28 protein-coding genes are annotated in these 24,693 nt (G+C 72.3%); 12 read left to right on the forward strand and 16 right to left on the reverse strand.

Going from position 1 to position 24,693, the window contains the following annotated elements; genetic code table 11:
- Positions 1–184: 184 nt before the first annotated feature.
- Together ACZ58X_RS08195 and ACZ58X_RS08200 are read right to left on the reverse strand one after the other, a co-directional pair.
- Positions 185–1,420: a M56 family metallopeptidase gene (locus tag ACZ58X_RS08195; protein WP_470332830.1), complete on the reverse strand. Its 1,236-nt coding sequence runs from the start codon at positions 1,418–1,420 to the stop codon at positions 185–187.
- Positions 1,420–1,866, reverse strand: coding sequence for a BlaI/MecI/CopY family transcriptional regulator (locus ACZ58X_RS08200; RefSeq protein ID WP_470332831.1), 447 nt, complete (start codon positions 1,864–1,866; stop codon positions 1,420–1,422). The genes ACZ58X_RS08195 and ACZ58X_RS08200 overlap by 1 nt, the downstream gene beginning before the upstream one ends.
- Positions 1,867–2,029: 163 nt before the next feature.
- On the opposite strand from ACZ58X_RS08200, the gene ACZ58X_RS08205 reads away from it, so the two are divergent.
- From ACZ58X_RS08205 to ACZ58X_RS08215, 3 genes are all read left to right on the forward strand, one after another.
- Entirely contained in the window at positions 2,030–2,677 is a 648-nt protein-coding gene (locus ACZ58X_RS08205) for a DedA family protein (protein ID WP_470333097.1), read from the forward strand.
- A complete protein-coding gene (locus ACZ58X_RS08210; RefSeq protein ID WP_470332832.1) occupies positions 2,677–3,339 on the forward strand; it encodes a phosphatase PAP2 family protein in 663 nt (220 codons plus the stop codon). Before ACZ58X_RS08205 ends, ACZ58X_RS08210 begins: the two co-directional genes overlap by 1 nt.
- A gap of 151 nt (positions 3,340–3,490) precedes the next feature.
- Entirely contained in the window at positions 3,491–4,006 is a 516-nt protein-coding gene (locus ACZ58X_RS08215; RefSeq protein WP_470332833.1) for a pyridoxamine 5'-phosphate oxidase family protein, read from the forward strand.
- Positions 4,007–4,060: 54 nt separating this feature from the next.
- Here the strand turns inward: ACZ58X_RS08215 and ACZ58X_RS08220 are convergent, their stop codons facing one another.
- The 10 genes from ACZ58X_RS08220 to ACZ58X_RS08265 form a co-directional block, all read right to left on the reverse strand.
- Positions 4,061–4,684 carry a hypothetical protein gene (locus ACZ58X_RS08220; protein WP_470332834.1) on the reverse strand — a complete coding sequence of 208 codons (624 nt, stop codon included), beginning with the start codon at positions 4,682–4,684 and terminating at the stop codon, positions 4,061–4,063.
- 176 nt (positions 4,685–4,860) lie between these two features.
- Entirely contained in the window at positions 4,861–5,328 is a 468-nt protein-coding gene (locus tag ACZ58X_RS08225; protein ID WP_470332835.1) for a hypothetical protein, read from the reverse strand.
- The gene (locus ACZ58X_RS08230) at positions 5,325–6,848 is read right to left on the reverse strand and encodes a WXG100-like domain-containing protein (protein ID WP_470332836.1); all 1,524 of its coding nucleotides are present in this window, start codon (positions 6,846–6,848) and stop codon (positions 5,325–5,327) included. The genes ACZ58X_RS08225 and ACZ58X_RS08230 overlap by 4 nt, the downstream gene beginning before the upstream one ends.
- A 30-nt stretch (positions 6,849–6,878) precedes the next feature.
- A complete protein-coding gene (locus ACZ58X_RS08235) occupies positions 6,879–7,211 on the reverse strand; it encodes a WXG100 family type VII secretion target (RefSeq protein WP_470332837.1) in 333 nt (110 codons plus the stop codon).
- Positions 7,212–7,353: 142 nt separating this feature from the next.
- Entirely contained in the window at positions 7,354–7,674 is a 321-nt protein-coding gene (locus ACZ58X_RS08240) for a DMT family transporter (protein ID WP_350506695.1), read from the reverse strand.
- Positions 7,675–7,681: 7 nt separating this feature from the next.
- Positions 7,682–8,380, reverse strand: a complete 699-nt coding sequence (locus tag ACZ58X_RS08245) for an HAD family hydrolase (RefSeq protein WP_470332838.1) — start codon at positions 8,378–8,380, stop codon at positions 7,682–7,684.
- A gap of 64 nt (positions 8,381–8,444) precedes the next feature.
- On the reverse strand, positions 8,445–9,530 hold the full coding sequence (locus tag ACZ58X_RS08250) for an ABC transporter ATP-binding protein (protein ID WP_470332839.1): 1,086 nt from the start codon (positions 9,528–9,530) through the stop codon (positions 8,445–8,447).
- Between the two features lie 31 nt (positions 9,531–9,561).
- Positions 9,562–10,371, reverse strand: a complete 810-nt coding sequence (locus tag ACZ58X_RS08255; RefSeq protein ID WP_470333098.1) for an ABC transporter permease — start codon at positions 10,369–10,371, stop codon at positions 9,562–9,564.
- Positions 10,371–11,360, reverse strand: a complete 990-nt coding sequence (locus ACZ58X_RS08260; RefSeq protein ID WP_470332840.1) for an ABC transporter permease — start codon at positions 11,358–11,360, stop codon at positions 10,371–10,373. The genes ACZ58X_RS08255 and ACZ58X_RS08260 overlap by 1 nt, the downstream gene beginning before the upstream one ends.
- Positions 11,361–11,368: 8 nt before the next feature.
- Positions 11,369–12,538, reverse strand: a complete 1,170-nt coding sequence (locus tag ACZ58X_RS08265; RefSeq protein WP_470332841.1) for an ABC transporter substrate-binding protein — start codon at positions 12,536–12,538, stop codon at positions 11,369–11,371.
- 324 nt (positions 12,539–12,862) lie between these two features.
- Between ACZ58X_RS08265 and ACZ58X_RS08270 the strand changes: the two genes are divergently transcribed.
- Positions 12,863–13,642 carry a GntR family transcriptional regulator gene (locus ACZ58X_RS08270; RefSeq protein WP_470333099.1) on the forward strand — a complete coding sequence of 260 codons (780 nt, stop codon included), beginning with the start codon at positions 12,863–12,865 and terminating at the stop codon, positions 13,640–13,642.
- A gap of 51 nt (positions 13,643–13,693) precedes the next feature.
- Here ACZ58X_RS08270 and tmpA read toward each other — a convergent pair whose 3' ends face one another.
- On the reverse strand, positions 13,694–15,274 hold the full coding sequence (gene tmpA / locus ACZ58X_RS08275; RefSeq protein WP_470332842.1) for a 2-trimethylaminoethylphosphonate dioxygenase: 1,581 nt from the start codon (positions 15,272–15,274) through the stop codon (positions 13,694–13,696).
- Between the two features lie 103 nt (positions 15,275–15,377).
- Between tmpA and ACZ58X_RS08280 the strand changes: the two genes are divergently transcribed.
- On the forward strand, positions 15,378–15,581 hold the full coding sequence (locus ACZ58X_RS08280; RefSeq protein WP_470332843.1) for a hypothetical protein: 204 nt from the start codon (positions 15,378–15,380) through the stop codon (positions 15,579–15,581).
- A gap of 13 nt (positions 15,582–15,594) precedes the next feature.
- On the opposite strand, the gene ACZ58X_RS08285 is transcribed toward ACZ58X_RS08280, so the two are convergent.
- Together ACZ58X_RS08285 and ACZ58X_RS08290 are read right to left on the reverse strand one after the other, a co-directional pair.
- Positions 15,595–16,131, reverse strand: a complete 537-nt coding sequence (locus ACZ58X_RS08285; protein WP_470332844.1) for a GNAT family N-acetyltransferase — start codon at positions 16,129–16,131, stop codon at positions 15,595–15,597.
- Positions 16,128–17,504: a hypothetical protein gene (locus tag ACZ58X_RS08290; RefSeq protein WP_470332845.1), complete on the reverse strand. Its 1,377-nt coding sequence runs from the start codon at positions 17,502–17,504 to the stop codon at positions 16,128–16,130. Before ACZ58X_RS08290 ends, ACZ58X_RS08285 begins: the two co-directional genes overlap by 4 nt.
- Positions 17,505–17,585: 81 nt before the next feature.
- Between ACZ58X_RS08290 and ACZ58X_RS08295 the strand changes: the two genes are divergently transcribed.
- The 5 genes from ACZ58X_RS08295 to ACZ58X_RS08315 all read left to right on the forward strand — a co-directional run bounded on the left by ACZ58X_RS08295 (position 17,586) and on the right by ACZ58X_RS08315 (position 21,414).
- On the forward strand, positions 17,586–18,005 hold the full coding sequence (locus ACZ58X_RS08295; RefSeq protein WP_470332846.1) for an ATP-binding protein: 420 nt from the start codon (positions 17,586–17,588) through the stop codon (positions 18,003–18,005).
- 98 nt (positions 18,006–18,103) lie between these two features.
- The gene (locus tag ACZ58X_RS08300; RefSeq protein ID WP_470332847.1) at positions 18,104–18,340 is read left to right on the forward strand and encodes a hypothetical protein; all 237 of its coding nucleotides are present in this window, start codon (positions 18,104–18,106) and stop codon (positions 18,338–18,340) included.
- A 79-nt stretch (positions 18,341–18,419) separates the two neighbouring features.
- Entirely contained in the window at positions 18,420–19,283 is an 864-nt protein-coding gene (locus ACZ58X_RS08305) for a JmjC domain-containing protein (RefSeq protein ID WP_470332848.1), read from the forward strand.
- Positions 19,284–19,329: 46 nt separating this feature from the next.
- The gene (locus ACZ58X_RS08310) at positions 19,330–19,653 is read left to right on the forward strand and encodes a DUF6087 family protein (protein WP_470332849.1); all 324 of its coding nucleotides are present in this window, start codon (positions 19,330–19,332) and stop codon (positions 19,651–19,653) included.
- 120 nt (positions 19,654–19,773) lie between these two features.
- Entirely contained in the window at positions 19,774–21,414 is a 1,641-nt protein-coding gene (locus ACZ58X_RS08315; RefSeq protein ID WP_470332850.1) for an APC family permease, read from the forward strand.
- A 194-nt stretch (positions 21,415–21,608) separates the two neighbouring features.
- On the opposite strand, the gene ACZ58X_RS08320 is transcribed toward ACZ58X_RS08315, so the two are convergent.
- Complete coding sequence (locus tag ACZ58X_RS08320; protein ID WP_470332851.1) at positions 21,609–22,688, reverse strand: pyridoxal-phosphate-dependent aminotransferase family protein; 1,080 nt, start codon at positions 22,686–22,688, stop codon at positions 21,609–21,611.
- 97 nt (positions 22,689–22,785) lie between these two features.
- Between ACZ58X_RS08320 and ACZ58X_RS08325 the strand changes: the two genes are divergently transcribed.
- Together ACZ58X_RS08325 and ACZ58X_RS08330 are read left to right on the forward strand one after the other, a co-directional pair.
- Positions 22,786–23,877, forward strand: coding sequence for an amidohydrolase family protein (locus ACZ58X_RS08325; protein ID WP_470332852.1), 1,092 nt, complete (start codon positions 22,786–22,788; stop codon positions 23,875–23,877).
- A gap of 92 nt (positions 23,878–23,969) precedes the next feature.
- Complete coding sequence (locus ACZ58X_RS08330; protein WP_470332853.1) at positions 23,970–24,647, forward strand: uracil-DNA glycosylase; 678 nt, start codon at positions 23,970–23,972, stop codon at positions 24,645–24,647.
- Positions 24,648–24,693 lie beyond the last annotated feature (46 nt).

Consider the following 24,693-nt stretch of genomic DNA (forward strand, 5'->3'; position numbering starts at 1 on the left):
TCGGTACAGAAACCGCGCGGGGCGCCCGGCGGACGTTCGTCCGGCGGCCGTTCGGTGCCCGTACGGGGGCCGTTCGGTGCCCGTTCGGAGGCGCTTCGGTGCCCGTTCGGCGGCCCTTCGGCGCTCGTTCGGAGGCGCTTCGGTGCCCGCTCGGGGTCGGCCGGCCGTGCCCGTTCGGGGGCGGTTAGCGCTCCGTGCCGGATTCGTGCTGGGCGGTCTCGACGGTGTGGTGGAGGTCGGCGGTGGCCTCCAGGGTGGCGCCCGTGGTCAGGGCCAGGCAGGCGGCCAGGGCCAGCGCGACGGCCCGCAGCCGGGTGGCCGGGGCGGTGGACGGGCGGGGCTGGAGGAGGGCCGCGACCCGCCGCGGGACCGGGCCGGAGTGGGCGGCGGCGACCAGCCGGGGCCGGGCCGGCCAGGGCGAACGGCTCGCGGCGAGGGCGGCCCGGCCGACCGCGCGGGCCGTCACGGCGCGATCGCCGATCCGGGCGGCGGCCACCTCGTCGGCCCAGCGCTCCAGGTGGTACCCGAGGGGCGCGCGCAGGGGGCGGAGCGCCGGGTGGACGTCGGAGGCGTGCTCGGCGAGGGCGAGGAAGACGTGGTGCCGGCCGGTCAGGTGGGCGCGCTCGTGGGCGAGCAGGGCGGAGCGCTCGGGCCCGCTGAGGGCGCGCAGCATCCCGGAGGTGACCACGATCCGGCCGGGCTCGCCGGTCCGGCCGGGGCGGCGCAGGCGACCGGGGAGGGCGAAGGCGTCGGCGCGCTCGTCGTCCAGCACGGTGAGCGGGTGGTCGGCGGGGTGCCGCAGCCGGGCCAGTGCCTGCCGCCAGGCCGTCCGGGCGGGGCCGGGCACGAGGCGCGGGGCGGGGCGCGCGGCTGAGCGCCGGGCGGGGTCCAGCGGCCCGCGCTCGGCGCGCGCCCGGCGCATCGAGGCGTGGCGGGGGCGCGTGTCCGGATGCTGGTCGGCGTCCGTCCCGGTGCGCTTTACGGCGCGCGTTGCGGTGCGCGTCACGGCGCTCGTTGCGGTCGCCGTCTCGGCGCCCGGCTCGGTGCCGCAGAAGGCATCCGAGGTGGGCAGTGCGGCCCGGGCGGTGCGCAGTTCCAGGCACCGGCGGCGGGTCGTCCGTACGGCCAGCGCGGTCAGCGCGGCCAGGGCGAGGCCGGCCACCGCTGCGGCGAGCGGGGCGCTGGGCGCGGCGGCGGTGAGCCAGGGCAGCGAGAGGTGGCCGAGGGCGGCGACCGGGGGCAGCTGGAGCAGTCCGGCGGTGGCGAGCAGTCCGAGCGAGCAGAGGGTGCCGCCGGCCAGGACGGTGGCGGTGCCGGCCAGCAGCCAGGCGGCGGCGCGCGGCGGCAGCGCCTCGGCGAGCCGGCGGGCCAGCGGGACGGTCAGGAAGGGCAGCAGCAGCGGCGCCCAGACGGCGATCATCACGGGGCGCCCGCCGATCCGGGGCCGCCCGTCGGTCGGGGGCCGCCGTCGGCGCCGTGGGTGCCGTCGAGGGCGTGGGTGCCGTCGCCGAGCAGGGCGCGCAGCAGCTGCTCGTCCTCGGCGGAGAGGTCGGAGACGAAGCGGGCGAGCACGGTGGAGCGGTCGGCCTCGCGGCCGAGCTCGGTGTGCATCCGGCGGGCGGCGAGGCCCGCCGTGTCCTGGACGGTCGGGGTGTAGGCGTAGGCGCGGCCGGTCCGGGTGCGTTCGACCGTGCCCTTGTCGTGCAGCCGGGCCAGGATCGTCGCGATGGTGGTGCGGGCGAGGTCCCCGCCGAGCGCCGTCTGGACGTCCTGCGGGGTCATCGGCTGCCGGGCCGACCACAGGGCGGCCAGCACCTCGGACTCCAGCTCCCCGGCGGGCCGGCGGGCGGACGGTACGTCGGACATGGCGGCGCTTCCTCCAGCTTTCGTCTACAGTCATGTAGACCGTCTACGTCACTGTAGACGGTCCCGGGTGGGTCCGCCGCGCGTCGCGGCGACCGCCCCCCAACGTACGGGAGGTCCGCCAGCCTTGCTCCAGTTCCCCGCCGATCCGGCCGTTCACCTCGCGATGGGCACCCACCTCGCCGTGAACCCGCTGGACGCCTCCTCGCTGCTCGCCGCCTTCGGGGCGTTCGGCATCGCCGTGGTGCTGTTCGCCGAGACCGGCCTGCTGGTGGGCTTCTTCCTGCCCGGCGACTCACTGCTGTTCACCGCGGGCCTGCTCTGCGTGCCCGGCGCCACCAAGGGCCCGCAGCTGCACCTGTGGCAGGTGCTCCCCGCCGCCCTGATCGGGGCGCTGGCCGGGGCCCAGGTCGGCTACCTGATCGGCCGGCGCGGCGGCCGGGCGCTGTTGGGCCGAACCAAGCGCAAGAGCCTGCTGGAGGGCGTGGCGCGGGCCGAGGAGCTGCTGGCCAAGTACGGCCACGGCAAGGCGATCGTGCTGGCCCGGTTCATCCCGGTGGTCCGTACGGTGCTGAATCCGCTCTGCGGCGTACTCGAAGTGCCGGTGCGCTCGTTCACCTTCTGGCAGGTGGCGGGCGGTGCGGTCTGGACCGTCGGCGTGGTGCTGGCCGGGTACGGGCTCGGGTCCTCGATTCCCGGGATCGACCAGTATCTGCTGCCGATCATCGGTCTGGTAGTAGTTGTCTCCGTGCTCCCCATTGTTCTCGAACTGTTCCGCGCCCGTAAGGCGCGCCGTCACGGAGGTGACGTGTGATGTCCTCTCGGGCTCTCGCCGTGTACGACGGCAGTGGCATCGACGGCGGCCTCTACACCCAGGTCAACAAGTGGGCGCAGTCCGCCCCGGCCTGGCTGGACGACGTGATCAAGGTCTGGTCCGCGATCGGCCTCGGGCTGTTCGCCCTGTTCATGCTGTACGCCTGGTGGCGGGCGCGCGGCGCCGACTCCGCGGTGATGGCCAAGGTGCTCGCCTCCCCGGTGATCGTGGTCGTCGCGTACGGCATCAACTCCGTGCTCAAGGGCATGGTCGAGGAACTCCGGCCGTGCGCGCAGATCAAGGGCAGCGTCTCGCTGGAGACCTGCCCCGCCGCCGGTGACTGGTCCTTCCCCAGCAACCACTCGGTGATCGCCTTCGCCGCCGCGATCTCGCTCTGGTTCGTCAGCCGCCGGCTCGGCGTCGTCGCCACCGTCTTCGCGGCCCTGATGGCCGCCTCCCGCGTCTGGGTCGGCGTGCACTACCCCCACGACGTGGCGGTCGGCGCCCTCGTCGGCACCCTGGTCGCACTGGTGCTGGCCCCGCTGGCCGGACGCTGCGGACCGCTCGTCGACAGGATGCGGTCGGGCGCGCTGCGGCCGCTGCTCGGCCCCGGCACGGTGCCGGTGGTGACCCGCGGGTACGCCTCGCACCGCGCGCAGTAGAACCCAATTCGTGAGCGGCCCGCCCCTTGTCCGGTTTCGGACGGCGGGTGGAGCATGTGAGCCGGGCGTGCGGCCCCCGACGGGGGCGCCCGCCCGGCTCAGTCGTGCTCGGGGCGCGAAGGCACCGGGCGCCAGCGGAGGGGAGTGCCGTATGCCGTACCGACTCGACATCACACAGGGGGACTGGCCGGGCGACCTGCTGCACAAGGGCGTCGAAGGACTGCTCGCCGAGGCCATGGTGCTCACCCTCGCCACCGCCGGCCACGAGCACGGACCGCACGCCAACCTCGCCTTCTTCGCCTACGACGAGGACCTCGTCCTCTACTTCGTCAGCGAGCGCTCCACCCGGCACAGCCACCACCTCGCCGAGGAGGCCCGGGCCGCCGCCACCGTCTTCCTGCCGCCGCCCGTCTTCGGCGAGCAACTGCGCGGACTCCAGCTGACCGGCAGCGCGGGCGAGGCCTGGGGGCACCAGGCGGAAGCCGCGCTGGCGGCCTACCAGGGGCGGTACCCGGCCTTCGCCCAGGACGAGGAGGTCCGGCGGCAGTACCTCACCGGGGGCGGGGCGGCGGCGCTGTACCGGTTCCAGGTCGAGGAGCTCACGGCGGTCGACGAGCCCAACTTCGGACGGCGCAACTACCTGCGGGCACGGGTGGCGCGGGAATAGCCCACCGGCCCGTCCGGCCCACCTCGGCTGCGCGGCCCCGCCGCAGGGCGTGGCTCAGAGGGCGCTGCCCCGGCGCCACGGGACCCGGCGCGGGCGGCCGTTGCGGACCACCGCCACCCCGAGACCGGCGACGGCCGCCATCAGGACGGCATCCAGGGCGCCGGCGATCGCCAGGTCCTTCGCGAAGTCGACATCGCCCGGGGCGGTCGCGGCCGCCACGCCCTCCGGGTCGTAGCGGACCACCAACCGGTCGCCGACGGCGTGCGCGTGGAGGCTCCCGGACACCGTGCCGTTGGGGATCGGCAGGCCGAACTCGCCGACCAGGTCGTACGTCGAGCTCGGGTGCTTGTCGCCGGGGTGGTCGTGCACCGCCGACACCCGCGCCGTCACCGTGACCCCGCGGGCGTTCAGGATCACCGCGTCCCGGGCCGAGACCACCTCGCCGAGCGCACCGCCCCACAGCGCCACCGACAGGATCGCCGCCCAACAGCCCACCGGCCCCAGCAACCGGACCAGCCCCACGATCCACCCGACCCCGAGCACCAGCCCGAGCAGCGACGCCGTCCCGAACCCCACGTACGTGCTCACCGCCACCAGCCCGAACGTCCCGGCCGGCACCGCCGCCACCAGCGCGGCCGCCAGCGCGACGGTCCCGCGTCTCGTCCTCGTCCCCGCCACTGCTTCCCCCGCTCCTCACGACGCCGGGGTGGAACGCTACGCCCGGCCCCTGCCGCCTCCGGGCGGGGGTCAGGAAGTCGGCCGGTCCGACTTCCCGGTCATCGTCGGCGGCTCCGGCCCGGCCCGAGCCGCCGACGGACGCACTTCCCTGGGCAGATGGTGGTCGTGGGTATGCGTCAGGAGGTCGGCCCCGTGCGCTCCAGCCAGTCCGCCAGGCTGCCCCGGCTCATGCTCACGGCGGCATCGATGTCGATCATCCCGGTTCCGTCGAGAGCGAAGCCGCCGCCGTTCTCGAAGAGGGAGACGATGGGCTCATAAGGGTCCGGCAGTCGGGGCACGGCTCGGCCGGATTCCTGGAGGGCGGCGAAATGCAGCGCTCCCACGCAGCTTTGCCGGACGGCATTGCTCTGCAACGCACAGCTCTTCGAGACCCGTTCGACCAACTCGGCGTCGGCGCGAACGGACGGGTCGATCAGGGCCGCCACATCGAAGAACGGCCACGTGTCCGAACCCAATTGCTGGGCCCACAGTGCCGAACGCCGGAGAAACTCCTTCATGAGCGAGACCCGAAGCCGGGGATCCGTCTCCTCTGGGTCCCATTCGACGTTCGTCAGTCGATCGGCCAGGGCGTGCACACTGTTCACGATTCTTTCCTCTGCGCGAGAATCCAGGCGGCAACCTCGTCAAGATTGCTCAAATCGCCGGCTATGGGGAAATCTGGCTTATCGAGGCCGAGCCCGCGCCAGGCGAAGAACGGGTCCTCGCGGTGTTCGTGGGGCGCCACCTCGTGTGCGCCCCAATCGCCTGGGGTTGGCCAGTGGGTGCCGTCCTCCCAGCGACCTCGTCGGTACGGAAGATTGTGAGGGGGTTCCATGAGTATACTCTCGACGCCTTCATGGCAGGCCCAGCGGAAGAATCTTGTGGATTCTTCCGGGGTGAGCGTTCCCGCTTCCGCCTTTAGCCACATTTCGGATATGTGGTCCATGGGTGCGAACCGGCCGGTTGCCGGACTTCCGTCCGGCGGTACCGGTACGTCTTTGTGGGTGTTCTCGAAGATGTGGTTCTTGATTCTCTTGAGGACATCCAGATCGTAGCCAGTATTCGCGGCGATCCGTTCGGTGTCGCCGGTGGCCCGGCGGACTTGCTCGTAAATCTGCCGGGCCTTTTCGGATTCGGCTGGGTCGACGTACTCCGACCCTCCGGTTCTGGGCAGGTATTCGGGGCCTTCCGCCGTCCGAGCCGGCCGGCGGCCGGACCCTCCCCCCGGTGCGGCCGCGCTGCCGGCGGCGCCGAGGACGAGGTCGAGGGGCATGACGGGGCCGGTTGTGAAGGCGGCGTCGTAGCCGTAGGCGAGGCCGGCGCCGGTGACCATGCGGCCGGGGAGGGTGTCGGCGGCGTTGGCGACCTTGGCCAGGCCGGTGAGGGCGACGGAGGCGCCCTCGGCGCGTTCGGCGGCGTTGGCGACGGCGCGGCCGCCGGCGCCGAGGCCGCCGCCGGCGGCGCCCATGAGTTCGCCGGCCTTGCCGGAGTCGACGGCCTCCTGGAGGCTGTAGCCGCCGTCGTCGAAGAACTCGACCCGGATCGGTTGGGCGACGGCCAGATCGACGGTGATGGCCTCGACGGCGCCGAACGCGGCGCCGACCAGGACGGTGGCGGCGATCATGGCAATGGTCTCGGAGACGGTCACGCCCAGGGCGGCGGCCGTGGCGACGATGCCCGCGGTGGCGGTGAGGGCGGCGCCCTCGGAGATGCCCAGGGTGAAGAAGGCCAGTGCGGTGCCGGCGACCAGGGTGCCGCCGACGATCGCGGCCTCCTCCTCCAGTTTCTTGATCGCCTTGTCGACCTCGTGGGCGAAGTCGCGCAGGGCCTTGGCCAGGCTGCGGCAGGCCTCGGCGGTCTCGGGCAGCCAGCCCTTGCCCTTGCCCGCGCTGTCCTTGCCCCCGTAGTACCGGCCCCAGAACGTGCCGAAGGCGTCGATGGCGGGGCCGTGGTTGTTGGCGACGATGGCGGCGGCGGCCTGGTTGGTGGGGGCGGTGACGTTGTCGAGGGCGGTGGCCATCGCCTCCCAGGCGTCGGCGACCGTGCGGAGCTTGTCGGGGTCGGCGTCGGGCCACCACATCCCGGTGAGTTTGCGGACGGCCTTCGCCGCCGTGGACTCACCCATGCGCCGGCCCCGTTCGGGGGCGGCGGCCGGTCATGGCGTCAGGCCCTTCTTGACGTGGTCGTCGGCGCCGGTGTGGTTGTCGGCGTGGGCCCGCAGTCCCTCGCCGATGCTGGTCAGGCCCTTGACCAGGACGTCGAGCGCGGAGAGCACGTGGTCGTGCGGGGTGTTGTAGGCCGCCGCGAACTCCTTGCCCTGCTTGTCGTCGCCCCACGGGCCGCCCGCGTCGGCGAGGCTGTGCCGGAGCTTGTCGAGGGCCTCCTTGAGCGCCTTGCCCTGGTTCTCGAACGTCGGTGCGGCGTCCGTGAGTTGCCCCGGCCGGATCTTGAACTCCGGTCCGCCGGCTTTCGCGGCGTCATCACTCACGGCATCGTCCCCCGTACTGTCCGTTCGTCAGAAAAGTGCGAAGGACAGGACGGTGGGACGGTCTACGGGGTTCCGGCGGGGTGGCGTGAGGTGGGTCACCCCGCCTGCCTGGGACGGCCCGGGCGGGCGGGGTGGCGGTCGGTCAGTGGCCGCCCTTGAGGTTGAGGACGACGACTCCGACGATGATCAGGGCGATGCCGAGGATCTGCAGCTTGCCGAGTGATTCGCCGAAGGCGACCACGCCGATCCCGGCGACCGCGGCCGTTCCGGCGCCGGACCAGACGGCGTAGGCGACCGAGACCGGGATGTGCTTGAGCGCGCGGCCGAGCAGGTAGAAGGAGAGGGCGTAGCCGACCCCGACGCCGAGGCTGGGCCAGAGGCGGGTGAACCCCTCGGTGAGTTTGAGGCAGCTGGTGGCGCAGACCTCGCTCAGGATGGCGAGGGTGAGCAGGACGTAGGGCATGTCGCTGTCAAACGGCCGGGGCGGCGGAGAGCTTCCCCAGCAGCGCCACGTCGGCGCGCTCCAGGCTGTCCAGCAGGGTGATCCGCCGGCCGTCGGGCATCGGGACGGCGGTGGAGGGCACGGCGAGCACCGCGCAGCCGGCCGCGGCGGCGGAGGCGACCCCGGTGGGGGTGTCCTCGACGGCGACGCAGGTGGCCGGGTCGAGGCCGAGCCGCTCGGCGGCGGCGAGGTACGGGTCCGGCGCGGGCTTGGTGCGGGGGGTGTCCTCGGCGGCCATGGTGACGGCGAACCAGTCGCGGCCGATGGACGACAGGACGAGGTCCACCACCAGGCGGGGGGAGGCGGAGACCAGCGCGGTGGGCACCCGGGCCTCGCGCAGGGCGGCCAGCAGGTCGAGCGCGCCGGGGCGGGGCACCGTCTCGGCGGCGACCTTGGCGGCGAAGGACTCGCCGAGCACCGTGGCGAGTTCGGCCTCGGGGCGGCTGGTGCCGCTGACCCGGTGCAGGTGGGCGGCGGTGTGCTCGACGGCCTGGCCGAGCACTTCGGGGGCGTCCTGGTCGGTGAGCGGGTGGTCCAGCTCCTCGGCGAGTTCGGCGGCGGCCTTCCACCACAGCTGCTCGGTGTCGACCAGGGTGCCGTCCATGTCGAAGAGGACGGCGGCGGGCAGGGGGACGGGGGCGGAATCAGGAACGACGGTTTCAGGCATGGCGGTACCTTCGGTGGTTCTTCTGTGGGTGCAGAGGCGGTAACGAGGATCCCAGACGGGCCGCTCAGACGGTTCGGCGGTCCACCAGTACCGGGCGGTCCGGCAGGGTGAGCTCGGCGCGCGAGCCGGCCGGCAGGGCGGCGGCGGCCTCGGTGGGCAGGTCGGCCTTGACCTCGGTGCCGTCGTCCAGGCGGACGGTGAGCCGGGTGACGGCGCCCAGGAAGGACGCGGTGACCACCTGGGCCGGGCCGGTCGCGGACGGGGTGAGGACGACGTTCTCCGGGCGGACCAGCACCTGGAGTTCGCCGTCGGCAGGCGCGGTGCCGTCGACCGCGTGCCGGCGGCCGAGCACCTCGACGCCGTCCGAGCTGCGGGTGCACGGGATGCGGCTCATGGTGCCGACGAACTCGGCGACGAAGGCGGTGGCCGGCCGGCCGTACAGCTCGGACGGGGTGGCGCACTGCTCCAGCTTCCCGGCCCGCAGCACGGCGACCCGGTCGGCCATGGACAGCGCCTCCTCCTGGTCGTGGGTGACGAACAGGGTGGTGATGCCCAGCTCCTGCTGGAGGCGGCGGATCTCCTCGCGCAGCTGGAGGCGGACCTTGGCGTCCAGCGCGGACAGCGGCTCGTCCAGCAGCAGCACGCGCGGCTGGAGGGCGAGCGCGCGGGCGAGCGCGATGCGCTGCTGCTGGCCGCCGGACATCTGGTGCGGGTAGTGCTCGGCGCGGTGCGGCAGGCCGACCAGCTCCAGCAGCTCCTGGGCGCGCTTGCGGCGCTCGGCCTTGCCGGTGCCGCGCATCCGCAGCCCGAAGGCGACGTTGTTCAGCGCGGTGAGGTGTGGGAAGAGGCTGTACGACTGGAACACCATGCCCGCGTCGCGCTTGTGGGCGGGGATCGCGGTGATGTCCTGCCCGTCGACCAGCACCTCGCCGGAGTCGTGCTGCTCGAAGCCGGCCAGGATGCGCAGCGCGGTGGTCTTGCCGCAGCCGGACGGGCCGAGCAGGGCGAGCAGTTCACCGGGCCGGACGGTCAGGTCCAGGCCGTCGAGGGCGGTGGTGGCGCCGAACGCGCGGCGCAGCGAGCGGAACTCGACGGTGGCGCCGCCGGCGGCGGTCGCGGCCCGGGAGGCGGTGGCGGTGGCCGTGGTCATGGCTGGTAACTCCTGGAGAACGGGGGGTGGTTCAGGACCGGGCGGCCTTGCGGCCGCGGCCGACGGCGGACATCAGCAGCAGGACGAGCCAGACGATCAGCAGGCTGAGCATCGACACCGCGACGGACATCTGGCCGTCGCTCTTGCCGTTGGAGTTGATCCACACCGAGAAGGGGCCGAAGCCGAGGATGGAGGCGGTGGTGAACTCGCCGAGCACCAGGGCGACGGTGAGCACGGCGCCGTTCAGCAGCGCGCTGCGCAGGTTCGGCAGGACGACGGTGAACACCGCGCGCAGCCAGCCGGCGCCGCAGTTGCGGGCGGCCTCGACCAGGGTGACCACGTCCACGCCGCGCAGTCCGGCGTCGATCGCCCGGTAGGCGAACGGCAGGGCCATCAGCACGTAGGCGATGACCAGGACGATCGGGAAGTCCGGGTCCTGGATGGCCACGATGGTCTGGAAGAACGGGGTGTCCTGGAGGTAGTCCGGGCCCCAGCGCAGCACGCCGATGATGCCGGTGGTGAGGGCCACCACCGGGACGACCAGCGGCATCGAGCACATGACCTCGATGACCGGGCGCAGCCTCGGCGCGCCGAGCCGGGCGGCGAGCACCGCGGGGACGAGCAGGAGCAGCAGCACCGCCACGGTGACGGCGGCCAGTTCGAGGCTGAGCACCAGGCTGTCGGTGAAGCCGGGGGCGTTCAGCAGCTCGGTGTAGGCGCGGAAGCTGGTGCCGCCCTTGTTGTCGTCGATGCTGAACCACAGCGAGGCGGCCATCGGCACCGCGAAGTAGATCCCGCAGAGCAGCAGGACCAGGCCGCGGCCGAAACGGATGCGATTGATCAGGCGAGCCACTTGGCACTCCGGCGCTGAAGGGGCAGGTACACGGCCATCACCAGGCAGGCGACCACGATCATGTCGAGGCCGAGGGCGAGGGCGAGGTTGCCCTGGCCGACCAGGACGTTGCCGGACAGCGCGTCGCCGATCTGCATCGAGATCAGCGGCACCGAACTGCCCACCATGGCCTCGGCGGTGGCGTACGCGGCGAAGGAGGCGCCGAACAGCAGCACGAAGCCGCCGAGCAGCGAGGGCAGCAGGACGGGCAGCGCCACGTGCCGCCAGTACTGCACGCCGGTGGCGCCGTTGTTGTACGCGGCCTCGCGCCACTGGACCTTGAGGCCCTCCAGGGCCGGGGTGATGGTGATGACCATCAGCGGCACCAGGAAGTACAGGTAGACCACGGACAGGCCGGAGAAGGTGTAGAGGTTCCAGCCGTGCTTGGTCAGGCCGAGCTTCTTGGTGACCTCGCCGGAGTTGCCGAGGGTGGCGACGAACATGAAGGCCAGCGGGACGCCACCGAAGTTGGCGAGCACGCCGGAGGCGGACATCACGGCCTCGCGGAAGGCGCGGAACCGGGAGGTCGCCACGGCCTGGGCCAGCGGCAGGCCGACCACGGTGGCGATCAGTGCGGTCAGCAGGGAGAGCTTCACGCTGCCCCACAGGGCCGTCCAGTAGGCGCCCTGGAGCGAGCCGGTGAGGTTGTCGAGGGTGAAGGTGCCGCCGCCGTCGGGGGCGTCCGAGGAGGTGGTGAAGGCGCCGATGACGATCGCGACGGCCGGCAGGCCGAAGCCGATCGCGAAGAAGAGGATCAGGGGGAGGGCGGCGAGCCAGGCGCGGCTGCCGCGGGCCCGGCGCGCGGCCGGGCGGGGGGCCTCGGTGTGCACCGTGGTGGCGGTGACCGGGGCCGGGGCGGGGGAGGCGGGGCCGGGGGCGCCCCCGCCGCTCTGGGCGGCGGAGGCGCTGGCCGGCACCGGGGTGGGAGCCGTAGTCATCAGTCAGATCAGCCCGAGATCGCCTTGGCCCAGTTCTCCGTCACGACCTTCTTGGCCGCGGTGGTCTGGTCGTCGGTCGGGAAGGTGGTGAAGGGCTTCTCGACGGCCGGGAGCTTGGCGGCGGTGGCCGTGTCCAGGGTGCCCGCGGCCTTCATGGCGTCGAACAGGGCCGGGGTGGCGTAGCCGCCCAGGAAGCCGTTCTGGCCCTCCGCGCTGTAGAGGTACTCCTCCCACAGGCGGGCGGCGGCCGGGTGCGGCGCGTCCTTGTTGATGGCCTGGTTGTAGAAGTTGGCGTAGATGCCGTCGGACGGGATGCTGACCTGCCAGTCGATGCCCTTGTCCTTGAACTTGTCGGCGTAGCCGGCGTTCAGGTAGGACCAGTCGATGGTGATCGGGGTCTCGCCCTTCTCGATGGTCGCGGGGGTGACCTCGACCGGGTTGAAGTTGCCGGCCTGCTTCAACTTGCCGAAGAAGTCGATGCCGGGCTGGATGTTGTCCAGCGAGCCGTTGTTGGCCAGGGCGGCGGCCATGACGGCGCTGTACGCGGCGTTCGCCTTGGTCGGGTTGCCGTTGAGCGCGACCATGCCCTTGTACTCGGGCTTGAGCAGGTCGGCGAAGGTCTTCGGGCAGGCCGACACCTTCTTGGCGTCGCAGGCGATCGAGATGTAGCCGCCGTAGTCGTTGTAGCTCAGACCGTTGGCGTCCTTCATGGTGGCCGGGATCTTGTCGAAGTCGGCGACCTTGTAGGGGGCGAACAGGCCCTGCTTGCCGCCGGAGGTGGCGAACGCGGCACCCAGGTCGACCACGTCGGGGGCGCGGTCCTGGCCCTTGCGGGAGGTGATCGCGTTGATCTCGTCCTGGCTGGAGCCGTCCGGGTTCTCGTCCTCGATGTCGATGCCGTACTTCGCCTTGAAGCCGTCCATCAGCTTGCCGTAGTTCGCCCAGTCGCGCGGCAGCGTGATGACGTGCAGCTTGCCCTCCTTCTTGGCGGCGGCGACCAGGGCGTCCATGCCGCCGAGGTCGGCGGCCGAGGTGGCGGTCTTGGCGCTCTTGCCGCCCGCGGCGTCGCTGCCGGACTTCGCGGAGGAGGAGCCGGCGGAACCGCAGGCGGTGAGGGACAGCGCGGCGGCGGTCAGGACGGCCGCGAAGGCGGCGGAGCGGGCACGGTGCACGGACACGGGTCAGTCTCCTGAGAAGGGGGAACTGCAAGCGGGTGTCTAGATCGGGGGATCGGCGAGTGGCGATCCGGAGCCGTCCGGGGAGTTCGAAGGCGTCCGAGTTGACTAGCCAACTTCGCTGACGGAGGTAAGTAACCCGAAGTTCGGTGACGGGAAGGTGAACGGACGGCCCAGAACCGGGGTCGGGTGCGGGAACGGTGGAATCCGGCCATCGGAGCGTGATCCGTTCGGTGCGATGCTCGAACGGCGCAGCGGGATAAGGTCGGGCTGTCCGTGCCGGTACGGCTGCGCTGGACACCGCCCCTGGAGGGTCAATTGAGTGACGTGGCAGTGGGGCCCGGGCGCCCCGTCGAGCGCACGGCCGGAGCCCTGTACCGCAAGGTGGCCGCCGATCTGCGCGAGGCCATCACCACCGGCGCGTACGGCGAGGCCGGCCGACTGCCCGCGGAGGGCGCGCTGGCCGAGCAGTACGGGGTCTCCCGCGGCACCGTCCGCCAGGCGCTCGCCGTGCTGCGCTCCGACGGGCTGGTCACCTCCCGCCGCGGCACCCGACGGGTGGTCCTCGGCGGCGCCCGGGTGCAGAGCTTCTCCGAACTGCTCAGCTTCACGCACTGGGCGTACTCGATGGGCGAGGAGCCCGGCGGCATCCTGGACTCCCTGGTGCGCCGCCCGGCCGACGCGGCCGAGCGCGAGCAACTGCGGCTGGAGCCAGGCGCCGAGGTGTACGTGACGGTCCGGCTGCGGACGCTGTCCGGCACCCCGGTGATGGTCGAGCGGACCATCTACCCGCCGCGGGTCGGCGAGATCGTCGCCGAGCTGCCGCCGGACGTCGTCTCGCACACCGAGGTGCTGCGCGAGCACGGCATCCTGTTCACCGACGCCGACCACACCATCGACATCGTCGCGGCCAACGCCGAGGACGCCCGGCTGCTCGGCTGCCGCCGGGGCGGCCCGCTGCTGCGCGAGCGGCGGCGCACCACCGACCCGACCGGCACGCCGGTGGAGTGGTCCCAGGACCGCTACCTGCCCGGCACGGTGGCGTTCAGCGTGCACAACTCGCTGGCCACGTCGGCGCTTTCGCGGCACGCCCGGGAGCTGGACTGAGCTCCCGGACGGCCGCGCCGCTTCGGGGCCTGGCCGAGCCGCTTCGGGGCCTCAGCGCATGAGCGAGGCGAGCAGCGGGCGGTAGTGCTCGAAGTCCGGCGTCTCCAGGCCGGGCTCCTTCGCCTGCTCGTCCCACCGGCGCACGGCCACCGCATCGACAGCGCCCGGGAGTTGGGCGAAGGCGGCGGCCTCCTCGGCGCCCATCGGGCCGCCCTGGACGGTGAGGGTGTACGCGGAGGCCTCGGAGAGCCGGGCCCGGTAGCCGGGCTCGACCGCGCACAGGTAGCGCTTGGCCGCCACGTGCAGCCGGACCGGCTCGGTGACCTCCGGGCCGAACCAGGCGGCCAGCCGGTCGGCACCCGTGTGGCTGTGCCGATTGTCCTGACCTTGCATCAGATCTCTTCCGTGCAAGGCGCCGTGGAAGTGCCCGACGTCGTGCAGCAGGGCCGCGGCGACCAGGTGGTCGGGGGCCCTGGCGGCCTCGGCGGCGGCCGCGGCCTGGAGCATGTGCTCGGCCATGGTGACCGCCTCGCCCAGGTACTCCCCGGCACCCTCACCCGCGAACAGCCCGGCCAGTTCGTCCAGGGCGGCGGTGCGGCGGTGCAGCACGGCGAGGGTGGAGGCGAGCGAGTCGAGATCCGCGTAGCACCCCTGGAGGTGCCGGTGGCCGTCCTGCCGGAAGGCCGTACGGGCGTGCAGCAGACGGGTGTTGTCGAAGACCAGGCAGTCGCCGGGGCCGAGCCGGAAGGTCAGCTGGAGCTCGGGGCGCAGGGTGATCGCGGCGAAGCGGCGGTAGGCGGCGTAGAAGGCCGTCAGGTCGTCCGGGCCGGCGCGCAGGGTGCCGATCGAGCGGTTGTTGAACCGGACCTCGCGGATCCTGCCCAGCGGGTCCACGTCGATCAGCGGGCGGTCGGCGCGCAGTTCGGTGCGGCGGTCGCGGAAGACGAAGGGGACGGGGGTGCGGGTGAGCGTCGCGAAGTCCCCCGGGGCCTCGGCCCGCAGGAGCTCCGCCGCCTTGAAGCCGTCCACCAGGCCGGAGTCGCCGCCGGTCGCCGAGTTCTCCAGGCAGTGCAGCAGTTGGAGGGTGGGCACCGGGTCGCGGTACGGGTTGTCGGTGTGCGGGGCGATCGCCTTGTCGGTGAACGCGAGGTTGTTCGGATCCGGCTCGACCCGGACGTCGAACAGCTCCCCGTAGTTGGTGACCCGGACGTACCCGAAGCTCTCGGCCACCCGCAGCACCTGCCCCTCCACGGCGGGCACCCCGCGCAGCACCGCGAAGCCGCTGCGCCGTACGGCGGCCAGGACGGCGGCCTGCTCGGCGGGGTCGGTGAGGTACGTCCCCCAGCCGGCCTCGGGGATGCCGCGCCGGAAGTCCGCCGCCACCCACAGGCGCTTGTCGGCCTCCGTCCGGCCGTCGCCGCCCTGTTCGCCGGTGATCCACTCCAGCGGGTAGCGCGACCGGTGCCCGTCCGACCAGAGCACCTCCAGGTTGCCGTCGATCTCCGTGCTCGCGGCGATCGTGAGGTCGTCCACCAGGTCGTCGATCTGGAACAGCTTCTGCCCGTTGCGCGGGTCCCGGCACTCGGCGCAGGGGCAGTTGTCGCGCAGCCAGTACGGCGGCAGCTCGGTCATGGGTCTCCTCCTCGGCGGCGGCTCTGTGGGTGAAGTTGTATAGCCAACTTCACCGGCCTGGTCGGAGCCTGCCGCTCCCCGATGAGTTCCGCGTGCCGGGCGGATGAACGCCTGGGGAACTGTCCGTCGAGACCGCCGTCAGATCCCTTGCGCGCATGGCCCTGGCCTGCTCGGATACGCCGGTGCTCGATCAAGAGGCAGCACGGCGGCCTTCTGCATCGAGCACGGCGACGGCGTGACGCTCGACACCGAGGACCTGGCCGACGACGCCCGCAAGTTCCGCTACCTCGCCGAGGTGCCCGCCTGACCAGGAGGGCGCATCACAACTCCAGCAGCATGATGTCGTGCTCCGCCGCGCCCTCCCACGGAACCGCCGCCCCCACCCGCCGATAGCCCCATGCCCGGTAGGCGGCCTGCGCCGCTGTCGCGTCCGGACGGCTGTTCAGCATCACGCGCCGGTTCTCCAGCCCGCCCACCAGGGCGCGGTGCAGTTCGGTGGCGACGCCCCGCCTGCGCCAGGCGGGGCGTACCGCGAGTTCGAACACTCCGAACGTCCGCTTCCCGTCCTCGAAACGGAGATCCTCGGCTACCGGCTCGATGAGGGTGTCCCACCAGCCCGTGCCGGCGGCCAGCGGGTAGCCGTACGCCATGCCCACGACCGTCCCGTCTTCGAAGGCCACCGTCGCCCGGAACCCCCGCCGCCGCACCTGTGATCGGAAGCGGCGGAACGCGCGTTCGACATCGGGCGGGCCTTCCCCGTACGGCGGTTCGGCGAAGGCCTCGGCGAAAACGGTCTTCAGCTGCTCCTCCAGGTCGGCCGTCCGCTCGCCGTCCAGGGCCTTGATCGTCACCGTCACGCCGTCCGTCCCTTCTTCGCGGCAACTCCGAGGTCCCGCAGTTGTTCCACGAAATCCCGCGCCGGCGCCGTGTTGAGCCGCTCGGCGGTCGCGGCTACGGACCGCAGCCTCTCCACCAGCCGGGCGGACGTCATCCCCTGAGCCGCGTCCGCGCTCGCGCAGGCCTCTGCGCAGGCCTCCTCCACCTCGCCGGCTTTCATGAGTACCTCGGCCAAGCGTGCCCGGTACAGCGCCGCATTACGGGTGTACGTCGGGCCGAGCTGACTCACTGCGGACCGCAAGAACGGGATCGCGTGGACGGGGCGACCGGTTTCCACGTGCCACGCGGCAGTGGCGTAGTCGACCTCGACCCGACCGGCGAATGCCGTCCACCGGGGCGCGGCCGTGTCCTTGTCGGCCCGGTCGTGCCAGGTCAGCGCGACCGAGAGGGCGCGTCGGGCGGCCGCATGATCTCCGGCGGCCGACAACGCGCGTGCGAGCCGCAAGGCCACGACCAATCTCACCTTGGGGCCGCCGTGTCTCTGCGCCAGTTCTCCAGCGGCCGTCGCCGCAGCCATCGCCTCCCAAGGGCGTCGCTGCTCGGCGGCAAGCATGGACAACTTGTCCAGCGCCCTGACCTCCAGTAGCGGATTGCCCACCAGTCGGGCCGAGGCCAGCGCTTCGGTGCAGGCCGCCCGTGCTTGCGCCGGGCGGCCTGCATCGAATTCGATCCATCCGAGGTGAGAGTGCAGGGCGCCGGACAAGGCGTGCAGCTCCCGTCCGACGCGCTCAAGGTACGACCCGTTTGCCACGGCCTTCTCGACCAGCCGTAGTACCTGCAAGGCCGCTTTCTGGGCGACCTTGCCGCCTTGAGAATGGTCGATTGTGTACAGATCGGACACCCTTGCCTGCAGGCGTTGCACGTCCGAAGCTCCGATCCGCCGGCCTCGGGCAACTGGCATGACGGTGGCGCCCAGGATCGCGCCCACATCTACGACGAACTGTCGACGGTCCACGTCCTCATGGTGCCCGCTCGTCGGCCCACTGTGCGCCCTCTCCGGTGGGACATCGAATCCGAGCTCGCCGAGTGGGATGCCCAACATGGCCTCGATCACTGCCTGTTGACCCGGATGAGGCAGAGGCGGCTTCGCCGACTCCCAACGGCGGAGTTGGCGGACGCTCACCGCCGCGTCGATGGCCATGTGCTTTGCCATCTTCGAAAACGCACCGACAAAGGATTCTTGCGTGTAACCGGCGGCCTTTCGGAGGTCGGCCAGCGATCGCGCAGTCAAAGCGCCCCCTCGCACAGAGTCAATCGCTACTGACACTCTGCCACCGGTGCCGGCCGGGCGGGTGTCGTTGATGCCGAAACGTCCGGCGAAACGTCCGGTCACTCAGAGTCCATGGCCCATTCGCAGGCGGTGAACTGAATGCGGCCCACCACTGAGCCGCCGGACCATCCGAGGGAGCGAATCGTGTCCGTCACCGTCGAAGCACCGTCCCCAGTGCTGGCCCCGGCCACGGTCGTCCTGCACTACCGGCCGGAGTCGGCGGGTGCAGCCCGCCGACTCGTGCGGCGCAAGCTCGCGGACTGGGAGTTGCATGACCTGGCCGACGACGCCGAGCTGATCGTTTCCGAGCTGGTCGGGAACGCCGTCAAGACGGGCTGCCTCGCCTTCATGACCGTCAGGATCCGCCGGATCACGGCCCAGATCGTCCGGATCTCAGTGCGGGACGGCTCTCGCACCATGCCCGTACTTATCGCGGCAGGTGACGACGAGGAATGCCACCGCGGCCTCGCGTTGGTCCACAAACTCACGCGCGGGCAGTGGGGTGTCACCCCGGACGCGTTCGGCAAGACGGTGCACGCCGACCTTCGCGTCCCGCCCGGCTGAGGCCGATCCCGCAGCGCCCCCGTTCAAGCCGTGCGGGCGCCCCGGATTCCTCCCCGCGACGGGGAGGTAGTACCAACCGAATCACCTGGGAGAACACCATGAACGAGCCGATCGCCTTCAACCCCGTGTCGCACCCCGACCTCGACTGGTCGGTGGCCCGTGACTCCCACCTGGACGACAAGGTGGAGTGCGCGGCGCTGGCCGCGATGCCGAACGGTGTGATCGCCCTGGCCAACACCAACAACGAGAACGCCGTGGTCGAGCTGACCTCCGGTGAGCTGCGGAAGCTCAAGGCCGCGTTCGTCGCCGGTCAGTACGACCACCTGTTGGGCTGACCACCCGACCCGATGCGGCGGCCACCCGGCTGTGCGGGGTGGCCGCCGCACTCCGCATCGAGCCAAGGAGAGCTGCACCATGACGACTTCGCTGCACCGCCTCGTCGCCGACCCGGAGACCTTCCGCAATGCGTGGCCGGATACCCCGACCGTGTACGACAGGGATGCCGCCGACCTGCGACTGCTGGCCAGTCGCCAGGCGGCCCGCGAGATCCTGGCCGATCCGGACTTGCGGCCGGGGGGTTTCGGGATGGTCCGCGACGGGGTTCTGACCGCTGAACGCCCGGATGCCGATCACCCCACCGACACCTTGGTCCTCAACGGGCTGCACCGGTCGTGGCCGCCCCTGGTGACGTTCTGCAAGGCCCTGTCGACCCAGCTCGGCCACCCGGTCACCGGGAACGTCTATCTGACACCGGCCGGCAGGGCCAGGGGCTTCGGCTGGCTCTGGGACTGCCATCACGTCTTCATCGCACAGGCCGAGGGCGCGAAGCGGTGGCACATGTTCAAGCCGGTGTTCGTCAATCCGCTCGAACACCACAACTGGTCGAAGATCGGGTTCGACCCGGTCGACAAGATGAGGTTCGAGCAGGACGCACCGGACTTCGACGTCACTCTGCGGGCCGGGCAGGTCCTGTTCATCCCCCGAGGGTGGGTCCACGCGGGGCAGAGCACCGAGCATGAACACAGCCTGCACATCACACTCGGCGTACAACTCCTCACCGTGCACTGGGCCTTGAAGAAGCTGCTGGAGCTCGGCGAGGATTCCGAGGGACTGCGCGCCGCTCTGCCCCCGGACGTCGGCGGTCGGAACTTCCTCGACCTCTCGGCACAGCTGTGTTCGGTGCTGGTGGAGTGGGTGACCGGGCAGCCGGCGGAGACGGCCGCGTTGCGGCTCCGATCCGCTCGGCGGCTGTCGGTGCTCAACCGGGAACCGAAGTAGGGCGACGGGCTAACCTCGGGGCGATGCCGAGCAGGAGGATCAGGACGTGGTCTTTCCCGACGACGAATCCGTTGCGGACTGGTACGCCGCCCGGGGTGATCGCTACCGCCCGCCGGGGACCCGGGATGCTCTGGCCCTCGTTCCCGAGGACCGTCCGGAGCCGCATCTGTTCCAGGACGTTCCCCGTCTGGTGGTCGAGTGGGACGGGCGCGCCTGGCGGCCGGTCGCCGTTGCCGAGGACTTCTCGGAGGCTTATCCGCTGATCATGCGGCGGGACGGGGAGCTCATCGAGGCACAGGACGACACGCCCGTTGCGCTGCTTCGGAAGGGCACCGGCCGGCACCGTCGGCCGGTGCTGCCGTCCGACTGACGGACCCTGCGCTCCGGCCGTTCGGGTGAGGGTGCAGGTCGGAGGGTGTTTCGAGGGTGTGGGAGCGCTCGGGGCTGCGGCACTGTCGGGGGGATTCCCCGAGGTGAGAGGCGTGGCGCCATGGCCCATTCCAATACGACGACATCGCCCCCGACGGGGCACGGCGGGCTCAAGCGGGAGGTCGGCCTGGCCGGGCTGCTGTGGGCCTCGGTCGGGGCGATCATCGGCTCCGGCTGGCTGTTCGGGGCGCAGAAGGCGGCGGTGGCGGCCGGGCCGGCGGCGCTGCTGTCCTGGGGGATCGGGGCGGTGGCGATCATCCTGCTGGCGCTGATCCACGCCGAGCTGGGCGGGCTGTTCCCGGTCGCGGGCGGGACGGCGCGGTACCCGCACTACGCCTTCGGCGGGTTCGCCGGGATGTCCTTCGGCTGGTTCACCTGGCTCCAGGCCGCGACCATCGCGCCGATCGAGGTCCAGGCGATGATCAACTACGCCCGGCACTGGACCTGGGCCGACGGCTTCCTCAACAAGGACCTGACGCTGACCGGGACGGGCTTCCTGGTTGCGGCCGTGTTGATGGGCGTGTTCGTCGCGATCAACTTCCTCGGCGTCCGACTGCTGGCGCACACCAACAGCGTGGCCACGGTGTGGAAGGTCGCCGTTCCGATCCTGGCCATCTTCGCCCTCGGGATCACCGAGTTCCACGGGTCCAACTTCTCCGTGCACGGCTTCGCGCCGGACGGCGCCAAGGGCGTGCTCGCGGCGATCAGCACCAGCGGGGTGATCTTCGCGCTGCTCGGCTTCGAGCAGGCCATCCAGTGGGCGGGGGAGAGCCGCAACCCCCGGCGGGACATCCCGCGGGCCGTCCTCGGGTCGGTGGTGATCGGCACGATCATCTATGTGGTGCTCCAGGTGGTGTTCATCGGTGCCCTGCCGCCGGAGACCTTCGCCGGGGGCTGGGGCAAGCTCGACTACCCGGGCATCAGCGGTCCGTTCGCGGGCCTCGCCACCCTGATCGGCCTGGGCTGGCTGGCCACCATCCTGTTCATCGACGCGGTGATCTCGCCCGCCGGCACCGGGCTGGTCTACATCACCTCCAGCTCCCGGGTCACCTACGGCCTCAGCCGCAACGGCTACGCGCCGCAGGCCCTCCAGTACACCGACCGCAATTCGGTGCCCTGGCTCGGCCTGCTGATCGCCTGGGTCGCCGGGGTGATCTGCTTCCTGCCGTTCCCGAGCTGGCAGAAGCTGGTCGGCTTCATCACCTCGGCGGTGGTGCTGATGTACGCGGGCGCGCCGCTGGCCTTCGGGGTGCTGCGCAAGCGGCTGCCGGGGATGGAGCGGTCGTACCACCTGCCCGGCGGTGCGATCATCTCGCCGGTCGCGTTCGCGGTGGCGAGCCTGGTCATCTACTGGTCCGGCTGGGACACCCTGTGGCGACTGGGTCTGGCGATCCTGATCGGTTACCTGCTGCTCGGCGGGTACTCGATGTACGCGGCCTCGAAGGGGGTGCCGAACGCGCCGCGGATGGACTTCAAGGCGGGGCAGTGGCTGCCGGTCTACCTGGTCGGCATGGGGATCGTCTCCTGGCAGGGCACCTTCGGGGTGGGCGCCCAGGGGAACCTGCCGCTGTGGTGGGACATCGGGGTTGTGGTGGTGTTCTCGCTGGTCGTCTACTACTGGGCGCTCGCGGTGGCGCTCCCGGCGGAGGAGATCGAGCGGAACATCCGCGGCGTCGAGGTGGTGGACGCGGGCGGGCACTGAGCCCGCTGCCCGGACGCACGGCGGCCCCGGTCGGGAGGACCGGGGCCGCTCGGCGTGCGGGGCCTTGCCCGGGGTGGGCGCGTGGGACGGACGTGCGTCTCGGACCGACGTCCGGCGTGGACGTCTGAGACTTACGTATCAGACGTTCGTCTCGGACGTCCGTATTGGACGCCCGTCCAGAACTGACGTCCGTCTCAGACGGCCGCGTCCCACGCCGCCCCGGCGGCGGTCAGCGCCGCGTCGGCGTCGCCCCCGGTGGCCGCGGCGAGGGCGCTCAGGCAGTCGCGGACGGTCTCCAGCGAGGCCGCCCGGCCGTAGTGGTTGACCCGCAGCATCTCCGCGGCCAGCGCCCCGCCGCCGGGCTGGACGGGCAGCGCCGGGTCGAGGGCGGCGGCGAGTTCGGCGGCGTGCACCCCGGCCGGGGTGCGCAGGGTGGTGGCCACCGGGGCCGCGGCGGCGTCCTGGTGGACGTAGGGGCTGAGCGTGCCGAGGGCGCGGGCGCCGGCCCGGGTGGCGGCGGAGGCGGCGCGGTGCCGGGCGATCACGGCGGGCAGGCCGTCGGCGGCGATCCGGTCCAGGCAGGCGCCGAGCGCGAGCATCTCCAACTGGGCCGGGGCGTGCGGCAGTACGGCGCGGCCGGCGTCCGTCCAGCGCTCCTTCCAGTCCAGCAGGGAGAGGTAGGAGCGGCGGGGGGCGGCCGGGTTGGCGGCGATCCGCTCCCAGGCGCGCTCGGAGACGGAGACGGCGGAGACCCCGGCCGGGCCGCCCATCGCCTTCTGGCCGCCGATCACGCACAGGTCGATGCCCCACTCGTCGGTGAGCAGCGGCTCGGCGGCGACCGAGGCGACCGCGTCGAGCATCAGCAGGGCGCCGTGCTCACGGACCACGGCGGCGATCCCGGCGACCGGGTTGGTGTTGCCGGTGGCGGCCTCGGCGTGCACCAGGGAGACGAAGTCGATCTCCGGGTGGCTCTCCAGCGCCTTGCCGACCTGCTCGGGGCTCACCGCGCTGTCGAAGGGCACCGCGAGGTCGACGACCGTCGCCCCGCAGGAGCGCAGCCAGTTGCCGAAGGTCTGGCCGTACGGGCCGGTGACGATGTTGAGCGCGGTGGAGCCGGGGTGCGCGGCGCCGCGGATCGCGGCCTCCAGCGGCAGCAGGGCCTCGCCCTGGGTGACGATGACGTCGGCCTCGGTGTGCAGCAGCGCGGCGACCTGGTCCTCGATCGCCGCGAATCCGGCGGCGCTGAGCGGGGGGAGGTCGAGGAAGGGGCTCACGGCTCACGGCCTTTCGCAGGGCGGGTGGTGGGTGCGGCAACGAGTCTGCCCCATCCGCGCTGATGGCACGGAACCCGCCCGTCGGTAGAGTGCGGCCATGAGTGAAGGTGCGGTGCTGCACGTCCGGGGCCGGGTGCTGGTCGGCCCGGAGGAGGTACGGGACGAACTCTGGGTGGTGGACGGCCGGGTGAGCTTCACCCGCCCGCCGACCGCCGGGGACGTCCGGACGGTGACGGGCTGGGTGCTGCCCGGCCTGGTGGACGCGCACTGCCACGTCGGCCTGGACGCGCACGGCGCCGTGGACGCCGAGACCAGCGAGAAGCAGGCGCTCACCGACCGTGACGCGGGCACCCTGCTGATCCGCGACGCCGGCTCGGCCGCCGACACCCGCTGGATCGACGAGCGCGAGGACCTGCCCCGGATCATCCGGGCCGGCCGGCACATCGCCCGCACCCGCCGCTACATCCGCAACTACGCCCACGAGATCGAGCCCGGGGACCTCGCCGCCTACGTGCGGGCCGAGGCCCGGCGCGGCGACGGCTGGGTGAAGCTGGTCGGGGACTGGATCGACCGCGAGCGCGGCGACCTCGCCGCCTGCTGGCCGGGCGACGCGCTGGCCGAGGCGATCGCGGCTGCGCACGAGGAGGGCGCGCGGGTCACCGCGCACTGCTTCGCGGCGGAGTCGCTGCCGGACCTGCTGGCGGCCGGGATCGACTGCGTCGAGCACGCCACCGGGCTCACCGAGGAGCTGATCCCGGCCTTCGCCGAGCGCGGGGTGGCCATCGTGCCGACCCTGGTCAACATCGCCACCTTCCCGCAGCTGGCGGCCGGCGGGGAGGCCAAGTTCCCGGCCTGGTCGGCGCACATGCGGCGGCTGCACGAGCGCCGCTACGACACCGTGGGCGCCGCGCACGACGCGGGCATCCCGGTGTTCGTCGGCACCGACGCGGGCGGCTCGCTGGCCCACGGGCTGGTCGCGGACGAGGTGGCGGAGCTGGTGAAGGCGGGGCTGAGCCCGGCCGAGGCGCTGTCGGCGGCGAGCTGGGGTGCCCGGGAGTGGCTCGGGCGGCCGGGTCTCGAGGAGGGCGCACCGGCGGACTTCGTGGTGTACGAGGAGGACCCGCGGGCGGACGTCCGGGTGCTCGCGGACCCGCGCACGGTGGTGCTGCGGGGGCGGCCGGTGGGGTGACCGGGCGCGGTGGTCGGCTCGGAGCACGGTGATCGTTCGCGGTGACCGTCCGTCGTGACGCCCTGTCGGTATCGGCCGATAGGGTGACGACCATGGCACCGCGTCCACTGAATGAGATCGTCGAGCCCGGCTGGGCCACCGCACTTGAGCCCGTCGCCGGGCAGATCGCCGCGATGGGGGACTTCCTCCGCGCCGAGATCGCGGCCGGCCGCACCTACCTGCCGTCCGGGCCGAACGTGCTGCGGGCGTTCCAGCAGCCGATCGCCGACGTCCGGGTACTGATCGTCGGGCAGGACCCGTACCCGACGCCCGGCCATGCCGTCGGCCTGAGCTTCTCGGTGGCGCCGGAGGTCCGGCCGATCCCGCCGAGCCTGATCAACATCTTCCGGGAGTACGGCACCGACCTCGGCCTGCCGCAGCCGTCCAACGGCGACCTCACGCCCTGGACGCAGCAGGGCGTCCTGCTGCTGAACCGGGCGCTGACCACCCAGCCGCGCAACCCCCGGGCCCACAAGGGCAAGGGCTGGGAGGCGGTCACCGAGCAGGCGATCCGGGCGCTGGTGGCGCGCGGCGGCCCGATGGTGGCGATCCTGTGGGGCAGCGACGCCCGTAACCTGCGCCCGCTGCTGGGCGACATCCCGACGGTGGAGTCGGTGCACCCGAGCCCGATGTCGGCCGACCGCGGCTTCTTCGGCTCGCGGCCGTTCAGCCGGGCCAACGAGCTGTTGGTGCGGCAGGGGGCGCAGCCGGTGGACTGGCGGCTGCCGTAAGGGAGTTGCTCCTGTAGCAGATCCCGGGCCGTGCCGGGCGGCAATC

It is taken from the genome of Kitasatospora sp. NPDC040550, from assembly GCF_055594965.1.